Source organism: Actinomadura coerulea (genome assembly GCF_014208105.1).
Lineage (GTDB): Bacteria > Actinomycetota > Actinomycetes > Streptosporangiales > Streptosporangiaceae > Spirillospora > Spirillospora coerulea.
Genome location: NZ_JACHMQ010000001.1, coordinates 1,057,065 through 1,073,722 on the forward strand (window position 1 = coordinate 1,057,065; position 16,658 = coordinate 1,073,722).

The window sequence follows — 16,658 nt, forward strand, 5'->3', positions numbered from 1 at the left end:
GTCAGCCGGCCTCGTGGCCCGGTTCCAGGTCCGGCAGGGTCCGGAAGGTGAGCGGGGCCGCCTCCGCCTGGACCGTCACGTCGATCGGAGCCAGGAGGAACCCGGCGTGGTCCCCGAGCTCGGCGCGCTCCACGATCCGGCCGACCATGCGGCGGGGGGCGCCGGTGAGCAGGGGCACGCCCTCGGGGCCCGGCCGCCAGGCGCAGCGGGCGAACTTGTCGATCTCGTCGCCGGTCCGCTCTCCGAACAGGGCCGCCAGTTCCCGCTGGTCCTCACCGCGTCCGAGGACGTGCACGGCCAGGACCGCCGCCGCCTGCGCCGCGCGGTAGGTCCGGTTGCGGCGGGACAGGCACACCAGGAACCGGAACGGCTCGATGCTGGTCTGCGTGGTGAATCCGACCAGGCAGCCCGCCCGCGTCCCCGTGCCGGGATCGGCGGCGGTCACCACGAACATCGGGTAGTCGAATCCGGCGACGAACCTATCGCTGTCCACCGCGCCAGCCTACGGTGATGAACCAGTCCAAGGCGGAAGGGAATCATCACGATGGGCACGTACGTCGTCGTCGGGGCGGGCCTCGTCGGGGCCGCGACCGCCTGGCAGCTGGCCCGGCGAGGGCATGAGGTGACGGTGCTGGAGCGTCGCACGCCGGCCAACGCCGAGGGCAGCTCGCACGGGTCCGCGCGGATCCTCCGCTACGCCTACGCCGACCCGTTCTACGCCCAGATGGTCGTCGACGCACGGCGAGAATGGCGGGAGCTGGAGCGGCTGTCCGGCGAGCGGCTCGTCATCCGCACGGGTTCCCTGGACGCCGGGGCGGCGCGGGATCCCGCGGCGCTGGCCGCGGTGCTCGCGAGGGTCGGCGTCGAGCACGAGCTGCTCGGCGCCGCCGAGGCGGCCGCGCGCTGGCCGCAGTTCCGCTTCGGTGACGGCGGAGGCGAGGTGCTGTGGCACCCGGACGCCGGCGTGGTCGACGCGGAGGCCGCGGTGTCGGCCATGCTGCGGTTGGCGCGGGACGAGGGCGCCCGGGTCGAGACCGGCCGCCCGGTGGCGTCGGTCGAGCGGGTGGGCACCCGCCACCGGGTGGTGGGCGTGGACGGGCGGGTGGAGGAGGCCGAGAAGGTCGTCGTCGCCGCGGGCGGCTGGCTGCCCGACCTGCTCGGCGGCATCGGGCTGCCGGACTCGCTCCTGGCCGCGTTCCCGCCGCTCCAGGTGATGCAGGAGAACGCCTACCACTTCCCGTACCGCGACGATCCGGGCGGAGCGTGGCCGACGTTCATCCACAAGGAGTCCGACGCGCTCGTCTACGGCCTGCCCGGCGGCCGCGACGCCGCCCTCCCCGGCGGCCGGAGCGGCCAGAAGGTCGCCGAGTTCAACGGCGGACGGCCGATCCGGAGCGCGGCCGCGCGGACCGGTGCGATCGACCCGGCCAACCGCGAACGGATCGTCGCCTACGCCCGGCGGGCCCTGCCCGGCGTCGTCCCCGAACCGTACGCGGAGACGACCTGCCTGTTCACCAACACCCCCACCGAGGACTTCGTGGTCGACGGCGCCGGCGGGATCACGGTCGCCTCGCCGTGCTCCGGGCACGGCGCCAAGTTCGCGCCGCTGCTCGGCCGCATCGTCGCCGAGGCGGCGTCGGACGAGCGCCCGGCCCCGGACCGCTTCCGGGTCGGCGCCGGCCGCACGGCCCCGCCCGCGCGCTGATCCGCGGCTTCCGCCCCGGTACGGGCGAAGATCGCCTAGCCTGCCGGGGTGACGGACATGCCTGAGGAACTCGCGCTGCCCACCGCTCTCGCCGAGGTGGCCGCGATCGGCTTCGAATGGGAATGGGACGACGAGACCGACGAGGCGCGCGGCTGCGACTTCGAGATGTACGACCGCTTGGAGGACCCCGCGAAGACGACGTGGTGGTTCCGCCTCTGGACCGGCAACCCGGACGCGGACGGCGGCGTGTTCCGCTTCTTCGGCTCGACGGGGGCGGGCGACTACGCCGGCTTCTGGCTGGTGCGGCCCGGCGTACCGGTCACCGGCCAGCCCGTGGTCTACATCGGTTCCGAGGGTGACCGCGGCGTGATCGCGCGCGATCTCGGCGACCTGCTGTGGCTGTTCGCCGCCGGCCTCGGGCCCGGGGAGGCGTTCGAGGACCCCGAGTCCCCCGAGGAGCCGAACGACGCCTTCCGGGCGATCGCCGAACGCCACGCCCCCGGCCGTCGTTCCCCCACCGACATCGTGACCGCCGCGCGCGCGGAGTTCCCGCACTTCTCGGACCACATCGACGCGATGTGCCGCTGAACGCGCGCCCCTGAGCGATCGGGACCCCGACCTTGGTCCCTGAGGGGTGCGGACGTTCCTCCCTACGCCGCCGCCGCGCGGAAGCCGACCGTGGTTCTAGGAGACGCCCGGTGGCACCGGGCCGCCGGGCGCTCGGCTCAGGGGAGGGCGAGATGGACGGCCGAGACATGCCGGTCCACGTGGAGGGACGGCTGGAGGAGCCGTTGTCGCGGTGGCTCTGGCTGGTGAAGTGGCTGCTGCTGATCCCGCACTACGTCGTGCTGTTCTTCCTCGGGATCGCGTTCACCGTGCTCACCGTGATCGCCTTCTTCGCGATCCTGGTGACCGGCCGCTACCCGCGGTCGATCTTCGAGTTCGACGTCGGGGTGCTGCGCTGGGCGTGGCGGGTGGCCTTCTACGGATACGGCGCCCTGGGCACCGACCGGTACCCGCCGTTCACCCTCAAGGACGTCCCGGACTACCCGGCCCGCCTGGACATCGGCTATCCCGAGCGTCTGTCGCGGGGGCTGGTGCTGGTGAAGTGGTGGCTGCTGGCGATCCCGCACTACCTGGTGGTCTCGCTCTTCACCGGCGGCGGCATGGGCGGGGAGAACTGGAACTCGCCGGGCGTGGTCGGCCTGCTGGTGCTCGTCGCCGCGGTCGCGCTGCTGTTCACCGGCGGCTACCTGCGGGGCGTCTTCCCGTTCGTGATGGGGATGGACCGGTGGGTCCTGCGGGTGGCCGGCTACGCCTTCCTGATGACCGACCGGTACCCGCCGTTCCGGCTGGACATGGGCGAGGCGGAGCCCGGCGCCGCGCCGGTCCCCGCGGCGCCCGAGCCGCCCGGCGCGCCGGGACGTTAGGCCCCCGCCCCGGGACGTTAGGCCCTGCCGACGGCGTCTCCCCGAGATCGACTCTGGTAGCGAACCTGAGGACCGATGAGGGAGGCTCGCCATGCGAGCGCTGGTGTACCACGGGCCCGGCCGCAAGTCCTGGGAGGACGTGCCCAAGCCCGAGATCCTCGCGGACGGGGACGCGGTGGTGCGGGTGGACGCGGTGACCATCTGCGGCACGGACCTGCACATCCTCAAGGGAGACGTCCCGGCGGTGACCGACGGGCGGATCCTCGGGCACGAGGCGGTCGGCACGGTCGAGGCCGCGGGTTCGGGCGTCCGGACGGTCAAGCCCGGCGACCAGGTGCTGGTGTCGTGCATCACCGCGTGCGGGACGTGCCGGTTCTGCCGCGAGGCCCGCTACGGGCAGTGCCTGGGCGGGGGCGGATGGATCCTCGGCCACAAGATCGACGGGACGCAGGCCGAGTACGTCCGGGTGCCGTTCGCCGACACCTCCGTGCACCCGCTGCCGGCCGGCGTGCCAGCTCAGGACGTGCTGATGCTGGCCGACATCCTGCCGACCGGCTACGAGGTCGGCGTGCTCAACGGCGCCGTCCGCCCCGGCGACGTCGTGGCGGTGGTGGGCGCCGGCCCGATCGGGCTCGCGGCGATCATGGGGGCGCGGCTGTTCAGCCCGAGCCACGTCGTCGCCATCGACCTGGCGGACAGCCGGCTGGAGGCGGCCAAGCAGTTCGGCGCCGACGCCACGGTCAACAACTCCCGGCAGGACGCCCTTGCGGCGGTCCGCGACATGACCGGCGGCCTCGGCGCCGACGTGGCCATCGAGGCCGTCGGCGTCCCGGAGGCCTTCGAGCTGACCGTCGCGCTGGCCCGCCCCGGCGGGCACATCGCCAACATCGGCGTGCACGGCGCTCCGGCCTCGCTGCACCTGGAAGAGCAGTGGATCCGGGACATCACCATCACCACCGGGCTCGTGGACACCTTCTCCACGCCGACCCTGCTCCGGCTCGTCGCCGGGCGCCAGCTGGACGCCGGCCGGTTCGTCACCCACCACTTCTCGCTGGACGAGTTCCCGAAGGCCTACGACGTCTTCTCCGACGCCGCCCGCACCGGCGCCCTCAAAGTCGTCCTGACCCGCTGAACGCGCGCGGTCGTCCGCGACCGCCGCGCCGTCCCGGCGAGCGGCGAGACGACCCGGAAAGGAGAGGCCATGCCGACCCAGATCATCGTGGGCGTCGACGGCTCCGCCCACGCCTGGCGGGCCCTCGACTGGGCCGCGGACTACGCCGTCCGGCACGGCCGGCCCCTGGAGCTGGTGCACGCGTCCCGCGCGCTGGTGGACGACGGGGTGATCCCGAAGGACGCGCTGGGCCGGCTGGTCGCCGAGCGGGAGGACCTGCTCGCCGAAGCGCGGCAGTACGCGCTGAAGGTGCATCCCGGTCTCGACGTCGCGACGCGGCTGGACCGGACGGACCCGGGCGGCGCGCTGGTGGAGGGCAGCGAGCACGCGGCGCTCGTGGCCGTCGGCTCGCGCGGCCTGGGAGGGTTCGAGGGACTGCTGTTCGGGTCGGTCGGGCTGTACACCGCCGCGCACGCCCGCTGCCCGGTCCTGGTGGTGCCGCGCGAGGCGCCCTACCCCGCCGAGGCCCCGGCGCGGATCGTGGTCGGGGTCGAGGACCGGCCCGGCGAGAGCGCCATGGCGGGCTGGGCCTTCGAGGAGGCCGCCTCGCGCGGCGCCGGGATCCTGGCGCTGCACGCCGTGGGCGGCGAGTTCGGGTCCCCCCGGCGGCGGGTGATGGAGGATCTGGAACTGTCGGAGGCCCTGGCCGGACTCGGCGAGCACCATCCGGACGTCCGGGTCGAGCAGCTCGTCTCGGACCGCGCGGTCGCCGACGCCCTCGTCGAGGCGTCGCGGACGGCCGCCCTGGTGGTGGTCGGAGCCGCCCGCCGGACGGGCCGGATCGGCATGGCGCTGGGCCGGGTCAACCACGCGGTGCTGCACCACGCGCACTGCCCCGTGGTCGTGGTGCCCATCGACCGGTGACCGGCGCCGCCCCGGCGGGACGTCCGGCGGGGAGAAGCGAAGAGGAGTTGACCATGTCCGATCCGATCATCGTCGGAGCCGACGGCTCCGTGCCCTCCGAACGGGCCGTGGCCTGGGCGGCGGACGAGGCCGCCCGGTACGGGCGCGCCCTGAAGATCCTGCACGCGGTGGAGCGGTGGGGGTTCGACGTCCCGCTCAACACCGCCCCCGGCGAGGTGGTGTCGCTGTCGCTGCGGGGCGAGGAGGTGCTGGCCGCGGCCGAGCGCGTCGCGCACGCCCGGCGGCCGGAGGTGCCGGTGAGCCTTGAACTGGCGTCCGCGCGCACCGTCCGGGCCTTGGCCGAGCACTCCGAGGAGGCGTTCGAGCTGGTGGTGGGGTGCCGCGGACTCGGCGGGTTCGCCGGTCTGATCCTCGGCTCGGTCGGGCTGGGCGCGGTCCGCCACTCCGCCTGCCCGGTCGTGGTGGTGCGCGGCGAACCGGCCGCCGAACGCCGCGAGATCGCCGTGGGCATCGGTCTCGGCGACGACTCCGCCGTGCTGGGGTACGCCTTCCGGGCCGCCGTCGTGCGGGAGGCGAGGCTGCGCGTCGTGCACGCCTGGCCGTTCCCCGCGGCCCTGGACGAGGCCGGAGCGGGCCTCGACCTCCGCCGCGTCGAGGAGCGGGCCCGGTGGCGCGTCATCGAGGCCCACGCGCCCCTGCGCAAGAGCTTCCCGGGGGTGGAGGTCGTGGAGGACATCGTGCGGGACAACCCCGCCGCCGCGCTCGTCGCCGCGTCCCGCGACGTCGATCTGGTGATCGCCGGCTCGCATCCCCGCGAGGGTCTGACCGTTCCGCGCAGCCGCGCGGTGACGCACGGCCTCCTGCACCACGCGCACTGCCCGGTCGCCGTCGTCCCCGCCGCGGAGCCCCCCGCGCCGTGAGCGGGCACCGGACATGGTCGCCGCACCGCGGAAGGCCCGGCGAACCGCCGGGCCTTCCGCGATGGGAACGGGGACGAACGGGCGGCGTGGGCCGCCGCGCCGTTCAGGCCGCGGTCTCGCGGTCGCCGACCGGGACGGCCCCGACGCGCTGGCCGGTGACCCGCCCGCAGGAGACCAGGATGAACTCCGCGCCCGTCCAGGGCCGGAGGGCCTCGCGGGCGCTCTCCCCGGGATCGCGGACGACCCGGGCCCGTCCGACGACGGTGACCGACCACCCGCTGCGGCCGGCGGCGTCCAGATCGTCGGCCTGGAAGGCAACGATCGCCCCTCGGGTCGCGGCGAGCAGCCTGGAACCGGGCGGCACCGGGATGACGACGTCCTCGCCGTCGACGACGAAACCGACCGGCGCCACGGCGGGCAGCGCCTGCTCGGTGAAGACGATCCGCCCGACGGCGGCCGTGCTCATGAGGCGCAGGCACTCCGCTCGCGTGAGGCCCGCCGCCTCCTCCGCGCTCCCCATGGTCTCCTCCCTCATGACTCCATGCTCCGTCTCGGCCGCGGCGGGCGGGAGAGGGCCAAGGTCACCTCGCCGGACGCCGTCCGTCCCGTTCCGGCCGGGCCTTTCGAATGGTCCGGCTCAGCCCCCCGCCGGCGGGGGGCTTCCGGCCGCCAGGGGGCTCTCCCAGGACGCGCCGGGCTGGATCTCGACGTTCTCGGCGCCGTAGGAGATGCGGACGGGGGAGGCCGCTCCGGGCCCTCGCTTGGGCACTCCCGCCAGCCACGCTGCCATCGGCCCCTCGCCTCCCGGCAGTACCGGACGACCCGGCGCGGCGGGACCTTCGGCCCGTGCCCCGCGTGTTCCGACCGGCCGAAACTGGAGGCGGGACCTCTGCACGATGAGGGGGCGGACGGATGGCCGCGCTGACGAAGGCCCAGAGGTCGAACGTCTTGTTCGGCTACGACGGGACCAAGGAGAACGACCCCGCACTGCGCTGGGCGGTGGAGGAGGCGCGGCTGCGCGGGCTCGACCTGATGCTGTGCCACTGCTGGCACTGGCCGTACCCGAGCGGTCACGTGGACCCCGGCGTGCAGGCGGTGCTCCAGCGGGCGGGAGAGAACCTCCTGCGCAAGGGGGCGCGCCGCGCACGCGATCTGGGCGGGGGGAAGGTGCGGACGCTGCTGAGGCGGGAGCCCGCCTGCGACACGCTGGTGTACGAGTCCGACGACGCGGAGCTGATCGTGGTCGGCTCGCACGAGCGGCACCGGCTGCCCGCGGGCTCGACGGCGATGGAGCTCCCGGCGCGGACCCGCCGTCCCGTGGTGGCCGTCCGCGGCGCGGGCGGCGGCCACGGCGCGGACGGCGGTCACGGTCTCATCGTGGCCGGAGTCGACGCGTCGGAGGGCGCGGACGCGACGATCGGCTTCGCCATTGAAGAGGCCGCGCTGCGCGAGTGCGACCTGCGGGTCGTGCACGGGGCGTGGGAGCCGGGCGCCGTCCCCCAGAGCGACCTGCCGCTGTTCGCCGACAAGGCCAGGCTGTTCCAGGCGCGGGCCGCGATGCTGGAGCGGGTCGTCCACCCCTGGCGGCGGCGGTACCCGAAGGTCCACGTGGACGTCTCGCTGCTGCTGGAGCGTCCCCGGGAGACGCTGCTGAACGCCGCCGACGGCGCCGACCTGCTCGTGGTGGGCGACCGCGGCACCGGAAGCCTGGATCCGCTGCTGCTGGGGGCGACCAGCTCGGCGATGCTGCACCACGCCCCCTGCTCGGTGGCGATCGTCCCGGCGCCCCGGTACGCCGCCCAGAGCGTCGCCTGAGAGGGGCCCCGCCCGCCGTTTTTCAGTCAGGGGGGATGTTGCTGCGGCCCGGGTGAGGGGCCGGGGTCTCGCGGGGGAGCACGGGCTCGATCCGGTACAGCGACGGCATGCCCCCGGTCCGCGCAGGGATCTCGCGGTGCACTCCGGCGAGGGCGCAGACCAGGTCCCGCGCGGTGACGAGGCCCGCCAGGGCGCCGTGCTCGTCCGTCACCGCCACGTAGTCCCGGTCCGACTCCAGCATGGCCAGCGCCGCTTCGGCGACCGTGTCCGACGGGCGCACCGTCGCGGGCGCCTGAGGGGGCAGGAGGGCCGTGACGGGGCGGCGGGCCTCGCGGGGGACGGCGGCGTTCCAGGTGGAGGTGAGGGTCTGGGCGTCCAGGACGCCGAGGAACCCGCCCTCGACGTCGGTGACCGGCAGGTGGTGGATCTCGGCCCGGCACATCAGCTCCCAGGCCATGAGCACGGACTCGTCCGCGGCGATGGTGAGCAGGTCGCGGCTCATCAGCTCGGCGACGGCGCGCTGCTCCAGCGGTGGGCTCGACGTCATGGCTCCTCCTCCGGGCTGGACGGCTTGCCTCCGGCTCCAGACTCCTCTTGGGCGCCGGCCGCGGGCAGGGGCGAACGTCCCCCGCTCGGTTGCCGGAGGGCCGGATCGGCGCGCCACTGGACGTACTTCAAGATCTCGATCACCACGTAGGAGACGGCGGCGATGACGACGATCCGCGCCCAGGCGCCGGCGCCGAGCGGGGCGGAGTGGAACAGGCCGTTCATGAAGGGCGCGTAGGTGTAGAGCGCCTGGATGGCGACGAGGGCCAGGACGCTGGCGCCGACCCAGGGGTTGCGGCGGACGCCGCGCCACAGCAGCGGGCGGTCCAGCGACAGGCAGTTGAAGAGGTAGGTGAGCAGCGTCAGCGCGAAGACGTTGACGACGATGGTCTGCGCCACCTGCGGTGTGGCGCCGTGGGCGCGTTCCCAGTGCTGGAGGCCGAACGCCCCGGCGAGCAGGATCGCCGAGACCGCCAGGATGCGCAGCGTCATCGCGCGGGTGAGCAGCGGCAGGGACGGGTCGCGGGGCGGGCGGCTCATGATGTGCTCGTCCTTGGGCTCGACGGAGAACGGCAGGCCCAGCACGAGCACCGCGGTCATGTTCAGCCAGAGGACCTGCAGCGGCAGGACGGGCAGCGCCGTGCCCGCGACGATCGCGGCGACCAGCACGAGCCCGAGCCCGATGTTGGACGGCAGCGCCCAGACGATGAACTTCACGAGGTTGTCGAAGACGCCGCGCCCCTCCTCGACGGCCTTCTCGATCGAGGCGAAGTCGTCGCCGGTCAGGACCATGTCGGCCGACTCCTTGGCGGCGTCGGTGCCGGCGCGTCCCATGGCGACGCCGATGTCGGCCTGCTTCAGCGCGGGCGCGTCGTTGACCCCGTCCCCGGTCATCGCGATGACGTGCCCGCGGTCCTGAAGGATCTGGACGAGGCGGAGCTTCTGCTCGGGGGAGACGCGGGCGAAGACGGTGGTGGCCTGGACGCGGTCGGCGGAGACACCGGCGGTGAGCTCGGCGCCGGTCATCACCTCGCCGTGCAGCCCGACGCGGGCTCCGACGGCGCGCGCGGTGGCGGCGTGGTCACCAGTGATCATTTTGACCTGGACGCCGGCGTCGTGGCAGGTCCGGACGGCCCGCGCGGCGTCCTCGCGGGGCGGGTCGAGCATGGCCTGCAGGCCGAGGAAGGTCAGCGGGGGCGGTTCGTCCAGGCCGGAGCCGCCCGCGCGTCCCCGGGCGAAGGCGAGCACGCGCAGTGCCTGGCCGCCGTAGGCCTCGGCGCGCGCGGTGACCGCCGCGCGGTCGAGCGGGACGGGCGCGCCGTCCGGGCCGGCGGCGTCCTCGCACAGCTCCAGGATCCGCTCGACGGGGCCCTTGACGTAGACGGCGCCGTCCTGGTGCAGGGTGGCCATGTAGCGGCGCTCGGCGGTGAACGGCAGGGTGGCGACGCGGTCCGGCACGCCGTCGAGGCCGGCCTTGGCCGCGCTGGTCAGCAGGGCGCCTTCGGTCGGGTCCCCGGTGATGTGCCAGCCGTCCCGCCGGTGCAGCTGCGCGTCGTTGCAGCCGAGACCGGCCAGCAGGGTCTCCCTGAGCGCGGGGTGGGCGGCGGCGTCGACGTCGCGGCCGTCCCGCCGGATCGTCCCGGTGGGCGCGTAGCCGGTGCCGGTGACGGTGTAGTCGCGCCCGCCGGCGGTGACGGCGGTGACGGTCATCTGGTTCTGGGTGAGCGTGCCGGTCTTGTCGGTGCAGATGACGGTGGTGCTGCCGAGCGTCTCGACGGCGGGCAGGTGCCGGACGATGGCGCCGCGGCGCACCATGCGCGAGACGCCGAGCGCGAGGGTGATCGTGACGACCGCGGGCAGGCCCTCGGGGATCGCGCCGACCGCGAGGGCGACCGCGGCGGTGAGCATCTCGGTCGCGCCGCGCCCGCGGAGCACGCCGATGAGGAAGGTCAGCGCGGCCAGCGCCAGGATCGCCACCGTCACGATCTTGCTGAAGTGGGTGATCTTGCGGGTGAGGGGCGTCCGCACCGCGCCGGTGCCCTGCACCAGCCGGTTGATGCCGCCGAGCTCGGTGTCCGCGCCGGTCGCCACCACCAGGCCCGCGGCGCTTCCGGCCGTCGCCAGCGTGCCGGAGAAGGCCATGCCGGCGCGGTCGGCGAGGGCGGCCTCGTCCTGCGCCGCGGTGCCCTTGGCGACGGGCACCGACTCGCCGGTGAGCGCCGACTCGTCCACGGCGAACTCGTCGGCGCGCAGCAGCCTCAGGTCGGCCGGGACCTTGTCGCCCGCCTCCAGCCTGACCAGGTCGCCGCGCACCAGTTCGGCCGACGGCACGCGCCGGGCCGCGCCGTCGCGGACGACCAGCGCCGCCGTCTGGGCCATGGCGGCCAGGGCGCCCAGCGCCTTCTCCGCGCGCGACTCCTGGACGAAGCCGACGACGGCGTTGACGACCACCACACCGAGGATCACCAGCGCGTCGACGTGCTCGCCGAGCAGCCCGGTCACCGCCGCCGACGCCAGCAGCACGTAGATCAGCGGGCTGTTGAACTGGAGGAGGAAGCGCACGACGGGGCCGCGTCCGCGCGCGGCGGGCAGCGTGTTGGGCCCGTCGCGCTCCAGCCGTCGCGCCGCCTCGCCGGAGGCGAGCCCGTGGGAGGCGTCGCCTCCGAACTCGCGCACGACCTCTTCGGCCGTCCTGCGGTAGGGCGCCGGAGCCGTCGTCATCGCGGCCCGCGCCCCCGGCCGCCGGGGTCGGCGACCGCGGGGTCGCAGCGAACGTCCATCGTCGCACCTCCTGCCGCCACCAGCTTGGCCCGGCGCCGCGGCGAAGATCAGGGCCGAAGGTCCCTGCGTCGGCGGACCCACGCCCCTGACAGCCTCGCGCCCGGGTTGTGAGGCTGGGGAGCCTGGAGGTGGAAGACGATGGACGGACCACATGTCCTGGTCGGGTTCGACGGTTCCCCCGCCGCCGGGCGCGCCCTGCGCTGGGCGGCGGCGGAGGCGGCCCTGCGGGCCGTGCCCCTGCGGGTCTGCCACGCCTGGAACTGGCCCTACCCCGCGGGGCCGGAGGGCGACGAGGCACTGGAGATCGTCCGCGGCATGGGCACCATCGCCCTGGAGGAGGGGCTCCGGATCGCGCGGGAGACCGCGCCCGGTCTGGACGTGCGGCCGCTGCTGTCCAAGGGCACGCCGCCCGCCGCGCTGCTGGCGGCGTCGCGGGACGCCGAACTGATCGTGGTCGGCGCCCGCGGGGCCGGCGGGTTCGACCGGCTGCCGCTGGGCTCGACCGCCGTCCACGTGCCGGCGCACGCCGACCGCCCCGTCGTCGTCGTGCCCTCCCACGAGCCGGCGCCCGCCGGCAAGAGGATCGTCGTCGGCATCGACGGGTCGCCCGCGAGCCAGGCCGCGCTGAGGTTCGCCCTGTGCGAGGCCGCGCTGTGGCAAGCCCCGGTGACGCTGGTGTGCGCGTGGTGGGACCCCGCCTCGCTCCCGGCCCCGGACCGGCTGCCGTTCAGCGATCCGCAGGGGCTCGAGGAGCAGGCCAGGGCGCGGTTCGCCGCGGCGGTCGCGCCCCTGCTCGCCGCGCACCCGCAGGTCGCCGTCGAACGGCGGTTCGTCCTGGAGCGGGCCGGTCGCGCCCTCGCCGACGAGGCCCGGGACGCACGGCTGCTCGTGGTCGGCGACCGCGGCATCGGCTCGTCCCCCAAGACCCTGCTCGGCGCCGTCGCGAGGTTCGTGCTGCACGAGGCGCCGGGACCGGTCGCGGTCGTCCACGACCGCGACCCCCACGCGAAGGAGCCGTCATGATCCGGGTACTGGTGGCGTACGCCTCCGAGCGCGGAGGAACCGCCGAGATCGCCGAATGTCTCTGCACGTCGTGTACGTGGTCACGCCGTGGCTGTTCGACGTCCCGGCCGATCCGGGCGCCGCCCGCGTGCGCGAGCGGCTGCTGGACGGCGGCCGGGACATCGTCGAGCTCGCCGTGGCCCGCGCCCGCGACCGCGTTCCCGGCCTGGAGGTGACCGGTGGCGCAAGCCTGGCCCGGCCGCCCCCCCAAGGACCCGGCCGGGCCAGGGCTCAGTCGCGCCCCTGCCTGGCCCGGGCGCCGTCGGCCTTGAGCTGCGCGGCCAGGGCGGCCGCCTGGGTGCGGCGGCTCATGCCGAGCTTGGCGAAGATGTTCGAGATGTAGTTCTTGACCGTCTTCTCGGCCAGGAAGAGGCGCTCGCCGATCTGCCGGTTGGTCAGGCCCTCGCCGATGAGCTCCAGGATGTGGCGCTCCTGCTCGGTCAGGCCCTTGAGCGGGTCGCTCTTCTCCTGGCGGGTGCGGAGCCGTTCGAGCATGCGGGCCGTGCTCCGGGGGTCGAGGAGGGACTGCCCGGTGGCGACGGTGCGGACGGCGCCGACCAGGTCCGAGCCGTGGATCTGCTTGAGGACGTAGCCGGACGCCCCCGCCATGACCGCTTCGAACAGGGCGTCGTCGTCGTCGAAGGAGGTCAGCATCAGGCACGCCAGCTCCGGCAGCTGGGAGCGCAGCTCGCGGCAGACGCTCACGCCGTCCCCGTCGGGCAGGCGGACGTCGAGGACGGCCACGTCGGGCCGCACGGCCGGAATCCGCGCCAGCGCCTCGGCCGCGGTGCCGGCCTCGCCGATGACCTCGATGTCGTCCTCGGCGGACAGCAGCGCGGCGACTCCGCGGCGGACGACCTCGTGGTCGTCCATCAGAAAGACCCGGATCGTCCCCGCGTTCCCTGGCGTCTGGGCGGTCATGGCTCTCGTTTCCCTCGGTCCAGTGGTGACGGATTGGACGTTACCCCGACCCCGGACCTGTCCCCAGTCAGCGGAGGTCCCCCGCCCCCGGGACCTACGTCCCGACTCGGAACACGTCCCTGCGCCCCTTCGGGACGGACCTTCGGCCCTGCCGCGGGTGCGGGGGCGGCTGGTGAGGTGAAGGGTGAGGGAAGGAGCGACCCATGCAAACCAGGTACAGGACTTCTGCGGACATCGCGGACGACATAGGGCGTGCCGTCGAGGACGCCCTGTGGGCGCCGTCGGTCCACAACACCCAGCCGTGGCGCTTCGGCGTGCGCGGCCCGCGCGTCAGCCTGCGCGCCGACCCGGACCGCCGCCTGGGCATCGCGGACCCGATGGGCCGGGAGATGCTGATCAGCTGCGGCGCCGCCCTGTACGACCTCCGGCTGTCGCTGCGGGCCCAGGGCTACGACCCGCTCGTGCGGCTGCTGCCCGATCCGGACCGCCCGCACCTGCTCGCCGACGTGGTCCTGGAGCCCGGCGACCCGGCGGACCGGCAGACCCTGCGGGAACACGAGCAGATCCGGCGCCGGCGCAGCCACCGGGGCGCGTTCCGCCCCGAGACCGTCCCCGCCGGGGTCCTGTCGGCCATGCGCTACGACGTCGAGCGCGAGGGCGCCCGGCTGATCGAGGCGGTCGACCCGCACGTCAAGGGGGCCTTGGCCGCCCTGACCGACGCGGCCGAGCACATCCAGCGCCGCACCCCCGCCTACTCCACGGAGATCGGCCGCTGGGCGCCCTCGCCCAGGACGGCCCGCAGGGACGGCGTCCAGGAGGGCGCCTACCCCAGGCAGACTCCCGAGACCAGCCCGAACTTCCCCGCCCGCGACTTCGCGCGCGGCCAGGGATGGGGCGCCGAGCCCGCGCACCCGGAGGGGAAGGCCGCGGCCGGAGTGGCGCTGCTCCTGGTCTCCGACGGCGACGGCCCCGCCGACTGGCTGCGCACCGGCCAGGCGCTGCAGCGGGCGCTGCTGAGGGCGGCCGAGAGCGACCTGGCGGCGGCCTTCCACACCCAGGCACTCGAAGTTCCGGAGCTGCGCGCCTTCGTCCGCACCCACTTCTGCCGGGACGCCTACCCGCAGATGCTCCTGCGCATCGGGGCGCCGGAGGGGGAGGCGCTGGAGACCGTCCGCCGGCCCGTCGCCGACGTCATGATCGTGGAGCCCTGAGCGGGACGCGGTCGGGGCTGCGGCGGCCGGTGATGAGCCGGGGCCGGACGACGATGAACTGGTCGCGCTCGCCCGGCGCCCAGCTGCGCAGCGGGAGCGCGGAGAGCCGGGCGATCTCGTCGGGCTCGGTGACGCGCCGGGCGGGGCCCACGGTGACCACCGACCAGCCCCGGCCGGCGTCGGCGTCGATGTCGTCGACCTCGAAGGCGACGATCGTGTCGGAGGCGGCGGTGGCCAGCCGGGAGGCCGAGGACGTCTTCACCACGATGAGCTCGCCGTCGAGGACGAAGTTGACCGGTTGCACGGTGGGGAGCGCCTGGAGGGTGAAGACGATCCGGCCGATCGTCGATCGGCGGAGCAGGGCCCGGCATTCCCCGTCGTCGAGGATCTCCATGCCGCTCTGGTCGAGATGCATGCCCTCAGGGTCGGGCATCGGCGGCCCGGAGCATCAGGGTCTAAGGTCCCTGACCTGACTTCTCTCCCCGGACCGGGTAATACTGGACCTGTGGCTCATGATTCGGGGGCCGGCCATGACCGGGCACGGCTGATCCTGCCGCAGTTGCAGTTGGACGATCTGCTGTCTGAGCTGCAGTCGAGGCTGGAGGCGGCGCGGTCCACCCGCGACCGGGTGCACGCGCTGCTGGAGGCCGTGGTCTCGATCGGCAGCGAACTCGACCTGGAGTCGGTGCTGCGGCGGATCACCGAGGCGGCCACCACCCTCGTCGACGCCCGCTACGGCGCGCTCGGCGTCATCGACGAGGAGGGCGAGCACCTGGTGCAGTTCGTCACCGTGGGCGTCGGTGACGAGGAGATCGAGGCGATCGGCCACTGGCCGCACGGGCACGGGATCCTCGGCCTGCTGATCCGGGATCCGCGCTCGCTGCGGCTCCCGGACCTCGGGGACCATCCCGCCTCCAGCGGCTTCCCCGCCAACCACCCGCCGATGCGGACGTTCCTGGGCGTCCCGATCCGCGTGCGGGACGAGGTGTTCGGCAACCTCTACCTGACCGAGAAGGTCGGTGGCGGCCAGTTCGAGGAGGAGGACGAGGTCGTGGTGATCGCGCTGGCCACGGCCGCCGGCGTCGCGATCGAGAACGCCCGCCTGTACCAGGAGACGCGCCGGCGCGAGCGGTGGCTGGAGGCGTCGGCCGAGATCTCGACGGCGCTGCTGTCGGGGACCGACCCGCACGAGGTGACCACGCTGGTGGCGCAGCGGGCACAGGAGATCGCCGAGGCCGACCTCGCTGCCGTGGCGCTGGTGGAGGAGGGCGACTCGCACTTCGTGGTCGAGGCCGCCCGCGGGGAGGGCGCCGAGCGGCTGGAGGGTCTGCGGGTGCCGCTGGAGCACTCGGTGGCCGGGCCGGTGTTCACCGAGGGGACCGCCCTGCGGCTGTCCGACGGGGAGAAGGCGGCGCGCGAGGCGAACGTGCCCACGCGGGTGCCGATCGGTCCGCTGCTGGTCGTGCCGCTGGGGCTCGGGTCGGCGGCCCGCGGCGTGATCTCGGTGGTCAACCCGCCCGGCGGGGCACTGTTCTCGGAGGGGACCCAGCGGTTGCTGGAGGCGTTCGCGGGGCAGGCGGCGGTGGCCCTGGAGCTGGCCGAGCGCCGCCGGGACGCCGAGCGGCTGGCGCTGCTGGAGGACCGCGACCGGATCGCCAAGGACCTGCACGACACCGTCATCCAGCGGTTGTTCGCGACCGCGATGGGGCTGATGGCGGCGATGAAGATCACACAGAAGCGGGAGGTCGCCGTCCGGGTGCAGCGGGCGGTGGACGACCTGGACGACACCATCCGGCAGATCCGCTCGTCCATCTTCGCGCTGCAGGGCCCCGAGACCGACGAGGCGTCCCTGCGCAGCCGGGTGCACGCCCTGGCCGACAGGGCGGCCGAGCATCTGGGGTTCGCGCCCTCGGTGCGGCTCGACGGGCTGCTGGACACCTCGGTCGACGAGGAGATTGGCGAGCAGCTCCTCGCGGTCGTGCGGGAGGCCCTGTCGAACGTCGCCCGGCACGCGCACGCCACCGAGGCGGCGCTGAACATCGAGGTCGGGGACGACGTCACGGTGCGGGTGGAGGACAACGGCGTCGGCATCACCGAAGGCGGCCGCCGCAGCGGGCTCCGGAACATGGAGGCCCGTGCCGGGGGCCTGGGCGGCACGTGCTCCGCCGAACGGCGCCCGGAGGGCGGCACGGTGCTGGTCTGGTGCGTTCCACTCAAGCCCGCCTGATCTTC

At 74.5% G+C, this 16,658-nt stretch carries 17 protein-coding genes; 10 read left to right on the top strand and 7 right to left on the bottom strand.

Features of this window, described 5'->3' with window-relative positions; all coding sequences use genetic code 11:
• Nucleotide 1: 1 nt before the first annotated feature.
• Entirely contained in the window at nt 2-493 is a 492-nt protein-coding gene (locus BKA00_RS05005; RefSeq protein ID WP_221493018.1) for a flavin reductase family protein, read from the bottom strand.
• 51 nt (nt 494-544) lie between these two features.
• On the opposite strand from BKA00_RS05005, the gene BKA00_RS05010 reads away from it, so the two are divergent.
• From BKA00_RS05010 to BKA00_RS05035, 6 genes are all read left to right on the top strand, one after another.
• A complete protein-coding gene (locus BKA00_RS05010) occupies nt 545-1,705 on the top strand; it encodes an FAD-dependent oxidoreductase (RefSeq protein ID WP_185023795.1) in 1,161 nt (386 codons plus the stop codon).
• A gap of 57 nt (nt 1,706-1,762) precedes the next feature.
• Complete coding sequence (locus BKA00_RS05015; RefSeq protein WP_185033714.1) at nt 1,763-2,293, top strand: SMI1/KNR4 family protein; 531 nt, start codon at nt 1,763-1,765, stop codon at nt 2,291-2,293.
• A 152-nt stretch (nt 2,294-2,445) separates the two neighbouring features.
• Nucleotides 2,446-3,135, top strand: coding sequence for a DUF4389 domain-containing protein (locus BKA00_RS05020; RefSeq protein WP_185023796.1), 690 nt, complete (start codon nt 2,446-2,448; stop codon nt 3,133-3,135).
• 91 nt (nt 3,136-3,226) lie between these two features.
• Nucleotides 3,227-4,267: a zinc-dependent alcohol dehydrogenase family protein gene (locus tag BKA00_RS05025; protein ID WP_185023797.1), complete on the top strand. Its 1,041-nt coding sequence runs from the start codon at nt 3,227-3,229 to the stop codon at nt 4,265-4,267.
• A 69-nt stretch (nt 4,268-4,336) separates the two neighbouring features.
• A complete protein-coding gene (locus BKA00_RS05030; protein ID WP_185023798.1) occupies nt 4,337-5,170 on the top strand; it encodes a universal stress protein in 834 nt (277 codons plus the stop codon).
• A 53-nt stretch (nt 5,171-5,223) separates the two neighbouring features.
• Nucleotides 5,224-6,090: a universal stress protein gene (locus tag BKA00_RS05035; RefSeq protein ID WP_185023799.1), complete on the top strand. Its 867-nt coding sequence runs from the start codon at nt 5,224-5,226 to the stop codon at nt 6,088-6,090.
• 103 nt (nt 6,091-6,193) lie between these two features.
• On the opposite strand, the gene BKA00_RS05040 is transcribed toward BKA00_RS05035, so the two are convergent.
• Together BKA00_RS05040 and BKA00_RS05045 are read right to left on the bottom strand one after the other, a co-directional pair.
• Nucleotides 6,194-6,625 (bottom strand): pyridoxamine 5'-phosphate oxidase family protein, encoded by a 432-nt coding sequence (locus BKA00_RS05040; protein ID WP_230298935.1) that lies wholly within the window; start codon nt 6,623-6,625, stop codon nt 6,194-6,196.
• Nucleotides 6,626-6,727: 102 nt separating this feature from the next.
• Nucleotides 6,728-6,880 (bottom strand): hypothetical protein, encoded by a 153-nt coding sequence (locus BKA00_RS05045; protein WP_185023800.1) that lies wholly within the window; start codon nt 6,878-6,880, stop codon nt 6,728-6,730.
• Nucleotides 6,881-7,002: 122 nt separating this feature from the next.
• Here BKA00_RS05045 and BKA00_RS05050 point away from each other — a divergent pair, with 122 nt between their 5' ends.
• Entirely contained in the window at nt 7,003-7,905 is a 903-nt protein-coding gene (locus tag BKA00_RS05050; protein ID WP_185023801.1) for a universal stress protein, read from the top strand.
• Between the two features lie 22 nt (nt 7,906-7,927).
• Here the strand turns inward: BKA00_RS05050 and BKA00_RS05055 are convergent, their stop codons facing one another.
• Together BKA00_RS05055 and BKA00_RS05060 are read right to left on the bottom strand one after the other, a co-directional pair.
• On the bottom strand, nt 7,928-8,452 hold the full coding sequence (locus BKA00_RS05055; RefSeq protein WP_185023802.1) for a CBS domain-containing protein: 525 nt from the start codon (nt 8,450-8,452) through the stop codon (nt 7,928-7,930).
• Nucleotides 8,449-11,172, bottom strand: a complete 2,724-nt coding sequence (locus tag BKA00_RS05060) for a cation-translocating P-type ATPase (protein ID WP_185023803.1) — start codon at nt 11,170-11,172, stop codon at nt 8,449-8,451. The genes BKA00_RS05055 and BKA00_RS05060 overlap by 4 nt, the downstream gene beginning before the upstream one ends.
• A 198-nt stretch (nt 11,173-11,370) precedes the next feature.
• On the opposite strand from BKA00_RS05060, the gene BKA00_RS05065 reads away from it, so the two are divergent.
• A complete protein-coding gene (locus BKA00_RS05065; protein ID WP_185023804.1) occupies nt 11,371-12,255 on the top strand; it encodes a universal stress protein in 885 nt (294 codons plus the stop codon).
• Nucleotides 12,256-12,525: 270 nt separating this feature from the next.
• Here BKA00_RS05065 and BKA00_RS05070 read toward each other — a convergent pair whose 3' ends face one another.
• Entirely contained in the window at nt 12,526-13,215 is a 690-nt protein-coding gene (locus BKA00_RS05070) for a response regulator transcription factor (protein ID WP_185023805.1), read from the bottom strand.
• A gap of 203 nt (nt 13,216-13,418) precedes the next feature.
• On the opposite strand from BKA00_RS05070, the gene BKA00_RS05075 reads away from it, so the two are divergent.
• Complete coding sequence (locus BKA00_RS05075; protein WP_185023806.1) at nt 13,419-14,426, top strand: Acg family FMN-binding oxidoreductase; 1,008 nt, start codon at nt 13,419-13,421, stop codon at nt 14,424-14,426.
• Here BKA00_RS05075 and BKA00_RS05080 read toward each other — a convergent pair.
• Nucleotides 14,407-14,841: a pyridoxamine 5'-phosphate oxidase family protein gene (locus BKA00_RS05080; RefSeq protein WP_185023807.1), complete on the bottom strand. Its 435-nt coding sequence runs from the start codon at nt 14,839-14,841 to the stop codon at nt 14,407-14,409. The two genes, BKA00_RS05075 and BKA00_RS05080, sit on opposite strands and share 20 nt — an antisense overlap.
• A gap of 90 nt (nt 14,842-14,931) precedes the next feature.
• Between BKA00_RS05080 and BKA00_RS05085 the strand changes: the two genes are divergently transcribed.
• Nucleotides 14,932-16,653 carry a sensor histidine kinase gene (locus tag BKA00_RS05085; protein ID WP_230298936.1) on the top strand — a complete coding sequence of 574 codons (1,722 nt, stop codon included), beginning with the start codon at nt 14,932-14,934 and terminating at the stop codon, nt 16,651-16,653.
• Nucleotides 16,654-16,658: the final 5 nt, after the last annotated feature.